Annotated in this window: 13 protein-coding genes; 10 read left to right on the top strand and 3 right to left on the bottom strand. The window is 61.0% G+C overall.

The window, feature by feature from the left end:
* Nucleotides 1-664, bottom strand: a 664-nt coding sequence (locus ADADOO_RS10315; protein ID WP_511277295.1) for a pyridoxal-phosphate-dependent aminotransferase family protein, incomplete at its 3' end; no start/stop codon positions are given.
* Between the two features lie 119 nt (nucleotides 665-783).
* Between ADADOO_RS10315 and ADADOO_RS10320 the strand changes: the two genes are divergently transcribed.
* Entirely contained in the window at nucleotides 784-2067 is a 1284-nt protein-coding gene (locus ADADOO_RS10320; protein ID WP_511277296.1) for a Glu/Leu/Phe/Val family dehydrogenase, read from the top strand.
* 52 nt (nucleotides 2068-2119) lie between these two features.
* Here the strand turns inward: ADADOO_RS10320 and ADADOO_RS10325 are convergent, their stop codons facing one another.
* On the bottom strand, nucleotides 2120-3148 hold the full coding sequence (locus ADADOO_RS10325) for a methyltransferase (protein WP_511277298.1): 1029 nt from the start codon (nucleotides 3146-3148) through the stop codon (nucleotides 2120-2122).
* Between the two features lie 32 nt (nucleotides 3149-3180).
* Complete coding sequence (locus ADADOO_RS10330; RefSeq protein WP_511277300.1) at nucleotides 3181-3729, bottom strand: thioredoxin domain-containing protein; 549 nt, start codon at nucleotides 3727-3729, stop codon at nucleotides 3181-3183.
* A gap of 372 nt (nucleotides 3730-4101) precedes the next feature.
* Here ADADOO_RS10330 and ADADOO_RS10335 point away from each other — a divergent pair, with 372 nt between their 5' ends.
* The 9 genes from ADADOO_RS10335 (at nucleotide 4102) to hflX (ending at nucleotide 12353) form a co-directional block, all read left to right on the top strand.
* Nucleotides 4102-4869 (top strand): ABC transporter ATP-binding protein, encoded by a 768-nt coding sequence (locus ADADOO_RS10335; RefSeq protein WP_511277301.1) that lies wholly within the window; start codon nucleotides 4102-4104, stop codon nucleotides 4867-4869.
* A gap of 13 nt (nucleotides 4870-4882) precedes the next feature.
* Complete coding sequence (locus tag ADADOO_RS10340) at nucleotides 4883-5605, top strand: ABC transporter ATP-binding protein (RefSeq protein ID WP_511277303.1); 723 nt, start codon at nucleotides 4883-4885, stop codon at nucleotides 5603-5605.
* Between the two features lie 34 nt (nucleotides 5606-5639).
* A complete protein-coding gene (locus tag ADADOO_RS10345; protein ID WP_511277304.1) occupies nucleotides 5640-6854 on the top strand; it encodes an ABC transporter substrate-binding protein in 1215 nt (404 codons plus the stop codon).
* A 126-nt stretch (nucleotides 6855-6980) separates the two neighbouring features.
* Nucleotides 6981-7862, top strand: coding sequence for a branched-chain amino acid ABC transporter permease (locus ADADOO_RS10350; RefSeq protein ID WP_511277306.1), 882 nt, complete (start codon nucleotides 6981-6983; stop codon nucleotides 7860-7862).
* A gap of 33 nt (nucleotides 7863-7895) precedes the next feature.
* The gene (locus tag ADADOO_RS10355; RefSeq protein WP_511277308.1) at nucleotides 7896-8849 is read left to right on the top strand and encodes a branched-chain amino acid ABC transporter permease; all 954 of its coding nucleotides are present in this window, start codon (nucleotides 7896-7898) and stop codon (nucleotides 8847-8849) included.
* 253 nt (nucleotides 8850-9102) lie between these two features.
* A complete protein-coding gene (locus ADADOO_RS10360; RefSeq protein ID WP_511277310.1) occupies nucleotides 9103-9777 on the top strand; it encodes a CsgG/HfaB family protein in 675 nt (224 codons plus the stop codon).
* Between the two features lie 22 nt (nucleotides 9778-9799).
* Nucleotides 9800-10186 (top strand): DUF4810 domain-containing protein, encoded by a 387-nt coding sequence (locus ADADOO_RS10365; protein WP_511277311.1) that lies wholly within the window; start codon nucleotides 9800-9802, stop codon nucleotides 10184-10186.
* Nucleotides 10183-10860 carry a DUF799 domain-containing protein gene (locus ADADOO_RS10370; protein WP_511277313.1) on the top strand — a complete coding sequence of 226 codons (678 nt, stop codon included), beginning with the start codon at nucleotides 10183-10185 and terminating at the stop codon, nucleotides 10858-10860. Before ADADOO_RS10365 ends, ADADOO_RS10370 begins: the two co-directional genes overlap by 4 nt.
* Nucleotides 10861-11000: 140 nt before the next feature.
* On the top strand, nucleotides 11001-12353 hold the full coding sequence (gene hflX, locus ADADOO_RS10375) for a GTPase HflX (RefSeq protein WP_511277314.1): 1353 nt from the start codon (nucleotides 11001-11003) through the stop codon (nucleotides 12351-12353).
* Nucleotides 12354-12398 lie beyond the last annotated feature (45 nt).

The following is a 12398-nucleotide window of genomic DNA, read 5'->3' on the forward strand; positions in this document are numbered from 1 at the left end:
TCGTTGCGTCGATGTGGGCGCGGGCGCGTTCGCCGAGGGCGACCATGGCGCAGCACGGCGAGGCGCTCCAGCCTTTTTGCGGGGCGCTGATCAGGATGTCGACGTGGTTGGCGACCATGTCGACCCAGACCGTGCCGGAAGCAATGCAGTCGAGCACGAAGTAGCCATCGACGGCACGCACGGCCTCGCCGACGGCGCGGATGTAGTCGTCGGGGAGGATCATGCCCGACGCGGTTTCGACGTGCGGTGCGAAGACGACTTCCGGACGGTGCTGGCGAATGGCGGCGACGACCTCCTCGATTGGCGGCGGCGCAAACGGTGCCTGTGGCCCGCTGCCGATTGGCCGGGCCTTGAGGACGATGCTTTCGGACGGAATCCGGCCGGTGTCGAAAATCTGCGTCCAGCGGAAACTGAACCAGCCGTTGCGGATGACCAGCACCTTGCGATGGCTGGCGAACTGGCGGGCCACTGCTTCCATGCCGAAGGTGCCGCCACCCGGCACAATGATCGCCGACTTGGCGTTGTAGGCCTTCTTGATCAGCCGCGAGATGTCTTTCATGACGCCCTGAAAGCGTTGCGACATGTGGTTGAGGGCACGGTCGGTGTACACCACCGAATATTCGAGTAGACCATCGGGATCGGGTTGGGGCAGCAGTGCAGGCACAGAGAGTCTCCTGTTGATCGATGTTTTCATGAGCATACCTGCAAGCCCTGACGGCGCGCTAGTCAGGCGCTCTGCGTTGGGCGACACTGCGGGCTTGTTCAGCCCTAAAAGGAATCGACGTGAGCACGCCCCAACTGCCTTCCTACCTATCCAAAGAAAACATCGGTCCCTGGCATATCTTTCTGCAGCAGGTCGAGCAGGTGGCGCCGTTGCTCGACAAGTCCCTGCTGCCCTGGGTTGATACCCTGCGCCGGCCGAAGCGTTCGCTGATCGTCGATGTGCCGATCCGCCTCGATAACGGTCAGATCACCCACTTCGAAGGCTACCGCGTGCATCACAATACGTCGCGCGGGCCGGGCAAGGGCGGTGTGCGCTACCACCAGGATGTGACCTTGTCCGAAGTGATGGCGCTGGCCGGCTGGATGACCATCAAGAATGCCGTCGTCAATGTCCCATTCGGCGGTGCCAAGGGCGGTATTCGCGTCGATCCGCGCCAGTTGTCGATGGCCGAACTGGAAGGGCTGACCCGGCGCTACACCAGTGAAATCAGCTCGATGATCGGCCCGGACAAGGATATTCCGGCGCCCGACATGAATACCAACGCCCAAATTATGGCCTGGATGATGGATACCTACTCGATGGGTGAAGGGCGCACGGTGACCGGCGTGGTGACCGGCAAGCCGCTGTCGCTCGGTGGCTCGCTCGGGCGGCCGGATGCGACCGGGCGCGGGGTTTTTGTCAGCGCCCGCGAGGCGGGACGGCGCCTTAATGTGCCGATCGAAGGGGCGCGCGTCGCCGTGCAGGGGTTCGGCAATGTCGGCGAGGCCAGCGCCCGGATCTTCGCCCGGCACGGCGCCAGGGTGGTGGCCATTCAGGATGTCAGCGGCACGGTTTTCAATGAAGCCGGGCTCGACGTGGCCGCTCTCAAACGCCATCTGAGCGAACACAAGACCCTGCTCGGGGCACCCGGCACAACGACCATCAGCAACGACGATTTCTGGGCCGTGCCCTGCGAATTCCTCGTCCCGGCGGCGCTCGAATCGCAGATCAACCGCTTTAACGCCGAGCGCATCGCTGCCCGGATCGTCGTCGAAGGCGCCAACGGGCCGACGACGCCGGAAGCCGACGCCATCCTCGCCGCGCGCGGCATCGTCGTCGTGCCCGACGTGCTGGCCAACGCGGGGGGCGTCACCGTCAGCTATTTCGAGTGGGTGCAGGATTTTTCGAGCTTTTTCTGGAGCGAGGATGAAATCAACGCCCGCCTCGACCGGGTCATGGCCGAGGCCTTCAACGCCATTTGGCAGATGGCCGAAGAGCGCAAAATGCCGCTCCGTTCAGCCGCTTTCGTCATCGGTTGCAGCCGGGTGCTCGAAGCACGGGCGACGCGCGGCTTGTATCCCTAGTCGGGCGATTGCCACGGTCAACCGGGGAAAACGGCCAAAATTGAAATGGGCTTTACGCTTGGCGTCGGGCCAGAATCAGCGAGCCTTTTTCGCGCGGCTCAAGGTCGATCCGTTCGATCGCCGAAAACCCGGCTGCCGCGAGCCAGACGCAATAATCTTCATGACGATGCGTCTGGGTGCCGGTTTCCAGCAGCAGGGTCAGGCGGAAAGCCGCGTTGAGCGCATCGAGCGAGGTTTCGGCCAGGTATTCGTGAATGACCAGCAGCCCCCCCGGCCGCATCGAATCGCCAATCTGCCGGATGGCCTGGCGATTCTCTTCAGCCGAATGGTTGTGGGCGACCGACAGGTAGAAGACCAGATCGTTGGTGTCCCCCCAATCGTGCTCCTGCAAGGTGCCGGGGCTCAGGCTGATGCGCCCGGCCAGCCCGGCTTTCTCGATTTCCGGCCCGGTCTCGGTCAGGGCGCTCGGCATGTCGACGATGACCGCGTCGAGCCGCGGGTAGTGCTGGCAAAACCGGATCGAGTGCAGGCCGTGCGAACCGCCGAGGTCGAGCAGGCGGCGATAATCCGGCGATACCGGCACGTGCCGCAGCAGATCAGGGCCAAGGTCGGCGGCAAAGGCGCCCATGTAGGACGAGAAGAGCGGGCCGAGATGCGGCTGTTCGATCATCGCCTCCCACAGCGTCTGCGCCGGCTCGCCCTTGCGTACCGTTTCGGCCAGGCTGCCCATCATGCTCCACGCCTCGTGCGTCCACAGCAGTCCGGGGGTGTAATCGACCTGGCCGGCACTGGTGAACCAGCGTCGGGTACTGACGGTGTTGGCAAAGGTCTCGCCGTGTTTTTCGAGGTAGCCGATGGCGACCAGGAAATCGACCAGCGTCGCCGTGCCGCGCAGGCTCGAATCGATCTTCGCGGCGAGTTCTTCCGCCGTCAGCGGGCCATCGACCAGCGCCTCGAATAGGCCCAGCCGGCCAGCTGAAATGATCGCCGAGGATTTCATCATCGGCATGTAAACGTCGAGCATGGCGAGTTCGGCCGAGCCGGTCGGCTGGCAGACATCCGGTTTGCGGGGGCGGGGCATCGGTATTCTTGTTTTTGGTTGCTGGGTGCGGCTCAGCCGAGCGCCGCTTCAATTGCGGCGAGCAGGGTCGGATCGTCCGGTGTGGTATCCGGCGAAAAACGCTGCAAAACACGGCCATCACGCCCGACCAGGAATTTCTCGAAATTCCACAGCACATCGCTCGGCTGTTTGGGCGAGCAGCCATAACCGGCCAGCTTCTCGCGGAAATCGCTGCCGGCCGGAAACACGGATTCCGGCTGGGCGGCGATCAAAGATGCATAGAGCGGATGCCGTGGTTGGCTGTTGATATTGAGCTTCTCGAACATCGGGAAGTCGACGCCGTAGTTGGTCGTGCAGAAATCCTGAATGTCGTCGGCTGAGCCCGGCTCCTGCGCCGCAAAGTCGTTGCAGGGAAAGCCCAGCACCTGCAGGCCGCGCTCGCGATACTGCCTGAACAGGCTCTCAAGCCCGGCGTATTGCGGCGTCAGCCCGCACTTCGAGGCGACATTCACAACCAGTAAGACCTGCCCCCGGAACTCGCCCAGTGTCAGTGCGCGTCCATCGAGGCTGTTGAGGGAAATGTCGTGGATGGAGTCATTCATGGCGATCTCGTTTCCTTTGAGGGTAATAAGTCCGAACCGGCAAGCCAACGGGCAACTATTTTACGTGTTGGTGGCCAAACACCCGACGGTATTTGAAAAACCGGTGGCCAATGAGGTGCTGTTCAAAACCGCGGAAAGTCGCTCCCCGTAAGGGTATACCCCTAGGCTAACAGCCCTGTTCCGGCAAGCAATTCAGCATATTTTCGTGCCATAATTAACCTCAGATGAATCGGTTGCAGTATCGGCAACTAAAGACGGAGGTGAGGCAGTGGTGACATTCAATCTCTGGACTGATCAGCGCCAAGCAGACCCGGTGCCTGCTTCGCCATCCATAGCCGGCCGCAAGCAAAGACAAAGCGGTCAGGAGAAGCAATGAGCGATTTCATTCTGGAAACGCGCGGTCTGACCAAGGAATTCAAAGGTTTTACCGCTGTTTCCGATGTCAATCTCAAGGTGCAGCGCGGCACCATCCACGCGCTGATCGGGCCGAACGGCGCGGGCAAGACGACAGTGTTCAATCTGGTCACCAAATTCCTGCCGCCTACCGCCGGCACAATTCATTTCAAGGGCGAGGACATCACGCACGAAGCGCCAGCGGTTACAGCGCGCCGGGGCTTTGTCCGTTCCTTCCAGATTTCCGCTACCTTCCCGCACCTGACGGTCATGGAAAACGTGCGCATCGGCCTGCAACGCAAGCTGGGCACCGAGTTCCATTTCTGGAAATCGGAAAAGAGCCTCAACAAGCTCAACGACGAGGCGATGGCACTGCTTGAGGCGGTCGACCTGGGCAGCTTCGCCGACACAATGACGGCCGAAATGCCCTATGGCCGCAAACGGGCACTAGAGATTGCCACGACGCTGGCGCTGGAGCCGGACATGATGCTGCTCGATGAGCCGACGCAGGGCATGGGGCACGAGGACATCGCCCGTGTTGTCGAACTGATTCGCAAGGTCTCGGTCAATCGCACCATCCTGATGGTCGAACACAATCTGTCGGTGGTCGCCAACCTGTGCGACCGGATTACCGTGCTGACCCGGGGCAGCGTGCTGGCCGAAGGGACTTACGAAGAGGTCTCGAAAAATCCGCAGGTGCTCGAAGCCTACGTCGGTTCCGACAACATGAACGACGCGCATCACTAGGCGGGAAACGACCATGACCAGTGCTTTTCAACCCAAACCCGAATATCTCCGCCTGACCGACCTGCACACCTTTTACGGCGAATCGCACATTTTGCACGGGCTGGACCTCAGCGTTGCCAAGGGCGAATGCATTACGCTGCTCGGCCGCAACGGCTCGGGCCGGACGACCACACTCAAGTCGATCATGGGCCTGGTCGGGCGGCGAACCGGCTCGATCATGGTCAACGGCAACGAGGTCATCCACGTGCCGACCCACAAGATCGCCCACCACGGCGTCGGCTATTGCCCGGAAGAGCGGGCCATCTTTACCTCGCTCAGTGCCGAGGAAAACCTGACCCTGGCGCCCATTGTTTCGAGCGGTGGCATGTCGGTCGATGAGCTTTACACGATGTTCCCGAATCTCGGCGAACGTCGCACCAGCCCGGGCGGCAAGCTGTCCGGCGGCGAGCAGCAGATGCTGGCGATGGCCCGCATCCTGCGCACGGGGGCCAAGCTGCTATTGCTCGACGAAATTACCGAAGGTCTCGCCCCGGTCATCGTCAAGAAGCTCGGCGAGGTGATTACCGAACTGAAGATGCGCGGCTTCACCATCATTCTGGTCGAACAAAATTTCCGCTTTGCTGCACCGCTGGCTGATCGCCATTACGTGCTCGAACACGGAGAAATAATCGCCACCATCACCCGGGACGAACTCCCGGGAAAGATGGACTGGCTGCATCACACGCTCGGTGTCTAACCGTGCTTGCCCACAACCATAAGGAGGAATCACCATGTCATCCAGAAAATATGCAAAAACTGCCTGCGCCGCCGCTCTGGCTGCGCTTTCTTTCGGTGCCCAGGCCCAGATTTCGGGCGGCTCGGTAAAAATCGGCGTGCTGACCGATCTGTCCGGCACCTATTCCGACCTTGCCGGCTCCGGGGCCATACTGGCCACCAGAATGGCCATTGACGATTTCATTGCCAAAGAAAAGCCCAGCTTCAAAATCGAGGTGGTGACCGCCGATCACCAAAATAAGGCCGACATCGCCTCGAACAAGGCGCGGGAATGGATCGAGCGCGAGAACGTCGATACGGTGACCGAGCTGGTCACCACCTCCACCGCGCTGGCGGTGATGAAGGTTGCCAAGGAAAAGGACCGTGTCGTCATCATGAACGGCCCGGCCTCGACGCCGATTACCAATGAGCAGTGCAACGACGTTTCGGTGCACTACACCTACGACACCTATGCGCTGGCCAACGGCACAGCCAAGGCAGTGACCACGCAGGGCGGCAAGAGCTGGTTCTTCCTGACTGCCGACTATGCCTTCGGTCATGCGCTGGAGAAGGATTCCTCAGCCGTCGTCACAGCCAACGGCGGCAAGGTGCTCGGTGCAGTACGCCACCCCTTCCCGGGCTCCGACTTTTCCTCCTTCCTGCTCAAGGCCCAGGCCTCCGGCGCCCAGGTGATCGGCCTGGCCAATGCCGGTGCCGACACCACCAATGCCATCAAGCAGGCAGCCGAGTTCGGTGTCACGCCCAAGCAGTCGCTGGCCGGCCTGCTGATGTTCATCACCGACGTCCACGCCCTCGGCCTCAAGCCGACCCAGGGCATGTTCCTGACCACCGGCTTCTATTGGGATCGCACTGAAGAAACCCGCGCCTGGTCGAAGCGCTTCTTCGACAAGCAGAAGAAGATGCCGACCATGGTCCAGGCCGGCCAGTACTCGTCGATCTACCACTACCTGAAGGCGGTCAAGGCGGCCGGCAGCGATGACACGAGCAAAGTCATGGCGGCGATGAAGAAGGCGCCGATCAACGACTTCTTCGCCAAGAACGGGCAGATCCGCGACGACGGCCGCATGGTGCACGACATGTACCTGGTCCAGGTCAAGAAGCCGGCCGAATCGAAGTACCCGTGGGATTACTACACGATCAAGGCGACCATCCCGGCGGCCGAGGCCTTCCAGCCGCTGTCGCTGTCGCGCTGCCCGCTGATCAAGAAGTAATAAATCCCCCCCGTTCGCCCTGAGCCCTTCGACCCTGCTCAGGACGGGCCTGTCGAAGGGCCATGCACCAAGGGCTTCGACAGGCTCAGCCCGAACGGGGCCAGGATTGAATCCCCGGAGCCTCTCATGGAAATTTTCGGAATCTCGACCGCCCTGCTCGGCAGCCAGCTGCTGATCGGGCTGATCAACGGTTCGTTCTACGCCATTCTCAGTCTCGGGCTGGCGATTATCTTCGGCCTGCTCAACATCATCAATTTCGCCCACGGTGCGCAGTACATGATGGGCGCGTTCGTCGCCTGGATAGCACTGACTCGCTTCGGTATCAATTACTGGGTCTCGCTGATCGCCGCGCCGCTGATCGTCGGCATCACCGGCGTGCTGATCGAGCGCCTGATGCTGCGTCGGCTGTACAAGCTGGATCACCTCTATGGCTTGCTGCTGACCTTTGGTCTGGCGCTGATTTTCGAAGGTGTTTTCCGCGACCAGTTCGGCATTTCCGGCGAAAGCTACGAGGTGCCCGAGCTGCTCTCCGGCGGCGTCAATCTCGGCTTCATGTTCCTGCCCATCTATCGCGGCTGGGTGATCATCGCCTCGCTGACCGTCTGTTTCGGCACCTGGTACATGATCGAGCGCACCAAGCTCGGCGCCTACCTGCGCGCCGGCACCGAAAACTCGGCCATGGTCCAGGCCCTGGGCATCAACGTGCCGCTGCTGATCACCTTCACCTACGGCTACGGCGTCGCGCTCGCTGCCTTTGCCGGCGTGCTGGCGGCGCCCATCTTCCAGGTCAATCCGCTGATGGGCTCCAACCTGATCATCGTCGTCTTTGCCGTCGTGGTGATCGGCGGCATGGGTTCGATCATGGGCTCGATCCTGACCGGCCTCGGCCTCGGCCTGATCGAAGGCCTGACCAGGGTGTTCTATCCGGAAGCCTCCAGCGTGGTCGTTTTCGTCATCATGGTCATCGTTCTGCTGCTGCGGCCGGCAGGTCTGTTCGGCAAGTCCTGAAACGCGACAAGTGAAAAATCGAAGGAAAACCTCATGAATGCGCCGGTCTCGTTTGCCGAGTCGAAGTTGCCGCTGCTCCTCGGCGTGCTGTTCGTCATCGGCCTGATCGCACCTTTTGCGGTCTACCCCACTTTTTTGATGAAAATCCTCTGCTACGCGCTGTTCGCCTGCGCCTTCAACCTGCTGCTCGGCTTTGCCGGCCTGCTCTCCTTCGGGCACGCTGCCTTCCTTGGCACGGCGGGCTACGTCTGCGGCATGATGGTGCGCGATGTCGGCGTCACGCCGGAAGTCGGCATTCTCGCCGGCACTGTGGCGGCCGGCCTGCTCGGCTGGCTGTTCGGTTCTCTGGCCATCAAGCGCACCGGCATCTACTTTGCGATGATTACCCTGGCCCTGGCCCAAATGGTCTTCTTCCTCGCCATCCAGATCAAGGAAACCGGCGGCGAGGACGGCCTGCAGGGCGTGCCGCGCGGCCACCTGTTCGGCTTGCTCGATCTCTCCGACAACATCGCCATGTATTACCTGGTCTTTGCCATCTTCTGTTTCGGCTTCTTCGTCATCTACCGCACCATCCATTCGCCCTTCGGCCAGATTCTCAAGGCCATCCGCGAGAACGAGCCGCGCGCTATTTCGCTCGGCTACGACGTCGCCAAGTTCAAGCTGATCGCCTTCATCATTTCGGCCGCCCTGGCTGGCATGGCCGGGGCGACCAAGACGCTGGTCTTCCAGCTCGCCTCACTGAGCGATGTGCACTGGCATGCCTCGGGCGAAGTGGTGCTGATGACCCTGCTCGGTGGCCTCGGCACCATCCTCGGCCCGATCGTCGGCGCCGCCACCATCGTCGCCCTGCAAACCCAGCTCGCCGACTCGGTCGGCTCGTGGGTGACGGTGATCATGGGCGTGATTTTCGTGATCTGCGTGCTCAGCTTCCGGCGCGGTATCGTCGGCGAACTGCAGGCACTGATCAAGCGTTCAGGCGTCAATTGAGTTGAGCCTTCTCCGTTGATGTGAAGCTGGGTGGATAGTTCATCTGCCTGGCTTGAATGGCCGCGAGCATGCACTGGGCAATGCCTTGGTCCGACTCTCATTGCCGGTGACCATCCGTCTTCGCACGCTCAAGAGAGGCCCAAAAAAACGCAAGATGCTTGTCCGAAGAGGAGTTCGAGAAAAATCAATTTAATGATGATGCTATAATTTCGGCCTTGTTTTGAACGAACCGTAACTTTTGCGAGGCAATAGCATGAAGAGAAAACTCATCCCCCTGGTTATTGTCAGCGCCTTGGTTGGCGCCTTGGGTGGTTGTGCTACGGAAGATTCACGCAGCCTCGCCGTGGCGAAATCGGTCTCATCGGCGCGGCCTTACAACGGTGTGCGCAATCCCATTTCGATCGGCAAGTTCGACAATCGCTCGAGCTTCATGCGCGGCATCTTTACCGATGGCGTCGATCGTCTGGGCAGCCAGGCCAAGACGATCCTGATCACCCATCTGCAGCAAACCAATCGCTTCAGCGTCCTCGATCGTGAAAACATGTCCGAGATCAAGCAGGAAGCCGCTCTGGCCAAGACCAATCAGGCCCTCAAGGGCGCCCGCTACGTGGTGACCGGTGATGTAACCGAGTTTGGCCGCAAGGAAGTCGGCGATCATCAGCTGTTCGGCATCCTCGGTCGCGGCAAGCAGCAGATCGCCTACGCCAAGGTGGCCTTGAACGTGGTTGACGTGCAAACCTCGGAAGTTGTCTATTCGGCGCAAGGTGCCGGTGAATACAGCTTGTCGAATCGCGAGGTGGTTGGTTTCGGCGGCACGGCGAGCTACGACTCGACCCTCAACGGCAAGGTGCTCGATCTGGCCATTCGCGAGGCCGTTGATTCATTGGTTGCCGGGATTGATGCGGGTGCATGGCGCCCAGCCAACTGAGACTGACCGAGCAAACCAGATCATGAAATTTTTCCCAAAGGCAGCCCGCCTCTGCGGGCTGGCCGTGTTCTCGTCGCTCCTCCTGGCCGGCTGCGTTTCTCGTCCCCAGCCGCTGTATTACTGGGGGGATTATCAGGCCCAGGTGTACGGCCACTTCAAAGGTGAGAAGGGCCCCGAAGAGCAGATTGCGGCGCTTGAAGCCGTGCGTGAAGAGGCGCGCTCGCAGGGCAAGGCGTTGCCGCCCGGTTTCCAGGCCCACCTCGCCATGCTCTATGGCCAGACAGGGCGGTCCGAGCGTCTGGTTGAGCAACTTGAGGCGGAAAAGAAGCAGTTCCCCGAAAGCACGACCTTCATGGATTTCCTGCTCAAGAAATTTTCACCGCAAGTCGATGCCAAGGTGGGCCAATGAAACAACTTGTCTCCTTCAAATGGCTGGCGCTCGTGACCGGTTTCCTGCTGCTGAGCGGTTGCGCGACGCAGGCGAAGTACGACTATTCAGCCTTTCGCGAAAGCCGGCCGGCTTCAATTCTCGTGCTGCCGCCCCTGAATGGTTCGCCGGATGTCAATGCAACCTACAGCATGCTGTCCCACGCCACCTTGCCGCTGGCTGAATCCGGCTACTACGTCTTGCCGGTGACGCTGGTTGATGAAACCTTCAAGCAAAACGGCATGACGACGCCGGCCGATATTCATCAGGTGTCGGCCAGCAAACTTCGTGAAATTTTTGGTGCCGATGCGGCCCTGTACATCAACGTCAGGCAGTACGGCACCACCTACGCCATCGTGATGAGCGAGACACGGGTGACTGCCGAGGGCCGGCTGGTTGATCTGCGCAGCGGCAAGACCCTTTGGGAGGGCAGCGCAACGGCCTCCAGCAACGAAGGAAACAACAACTCCGGTGGCGGGCTGGTAGGCTTGCTGGTCAAGGCTGTCGTCAGCCAGATCATCGACAGTCTGAGCAACCGCGGGCATGCCATCGCCGGCATGACGAGCAACCGTTTGCTGGCTGCCGGGCGTCCGAACGGGATTCTCTACGGGCCGCGATCTCCGCGGTATCTCAAGGATGGTTCGCCAACACCGTGATGTTGTTTGAACAGACGAAACGGGGAGCTTGCTCCCCGTTTTTTGTTATTTGAGGTCTTCTGGCCAAGGGGGCAATGGCTGTCAACCAATCCATTGCCGGTTACTATCTGCCTTCGCCAAATCAAGAGAAAAAATTTCGGATGCAGACGGAAGTAGAACAAAAACTCAGGGTTGCCGTTGCCGCGGCCGTACAACTGCCGAACGTCACCGACGTCGAGTTTGAGGCGTCGCTCATGGAGTTGCGTGAGTTGGCCAAGACCCTGGGTTTCAAGGTCGTCCATAGCTTCGTGCAGAAGCGCACGAGCTTCGATACGACGGGTTATCTCGGCGTTGGCAAGCGGCAGGAGATACGCGCTTTCGTGCACGGCGAGCCGATTTTTGACGAGGCGGGCGACGAGGTGCTGTCGCTGGCCGAGTCGAATCTGCCGGAAATCGACGCGATTCTCGTTGATCACGAAATCTCGCCGTCGCAGGCGCGCAATCTGGAAATCGAGGCTGGTTGCGAGGTCATGGACCGGACCATGGTCATCCTCGAAATTTTCCATCGCAATGCCCGCTCACGGGCGGCCAAGGCGCAGGTGGAAATCGCCCGCCTCGGCTACATGGCACCGCGCCTGCGCGAGGCGGCCAAGCTGGCCGGGCCGCAGGGTCGGCAGCGCAGCGGTGTCGGCGGCCGCGGGGCCGGCGAGTCGCACACCGAACTCGACAAACGCAAGATCCGCGACCGGATCGCCGAACTACAGCTCGAAATCCTTGCCATGGAAGCCGAGCGCAAGACCCAGCGGGCCCGTCGTCAGGAGCGCCAGAGCCAGGCCGCCGTGGCGCTCGTCGGCTATACCAATGCCGGCAAGTCGACGCTGATGCGCGCGCTGACCGGCAGCGAAGTGCTGGTCGCCAACAAGCTGTTCGCGACGCTCGACACCACCGTCCGCGCCTTGTATCCGGAGAGCGTGCCGCGCGTGCTGGTCAGCGATACGGTCGGCTTCATCAAGAACCTGCCACACGGTCTGGTGGCGTCGTTCAAGTCCACGCTCGATGAGGCGCTCGATGCCTCGCTGCTGCTCCACGTTATCGACGCCAGCGACTCCGGTTTCGAGCGTCAACTGGAAGTGACCGACAAGGTGCTCGAAGAGATTGGTGCCGATGTCGTGCCGCGCCTGCGCATCTTCAACAAGATCGACCACGTCGGCGATGCCGAGGCACAGGCCGAGTGCGAAGCGGCCTTGCGGGAGAAGTATCCGGATTGCGTCGTGATGAGCGCCCGCCGGCCCGAGGAAGTGGCCGCGCTACGCATGAAGATCATCGCTTTTTTCCAGCGCGATCACGTCGAGGCCGAGCTTTTCCTGCCCTGGTCGGCGCAGCAGTTGCGCAAGGAAATCTTCGCCAGTTGCGAAGTGCTGGAGGAACGCGCTGACGCTGATGGTGCCTTTTTCAAGGTTCGCGGCGCAAGCGTTGTTGTCGAGGATTTGCGCGCGCAGTTCGCACAGATCTGAGCCTGATTTTTCGGTGTTTATCAAGGTTGCTACGGTCAACCGTAA

This window comes from Azonexus sp. (assembly GCF_036170495.1).
Taxonomy (GTDB): Bacteria; Pseudomonadota; Gammaproteobacteria; order Burkholderiales; family Rhodocyclaceae; genus Azonexus.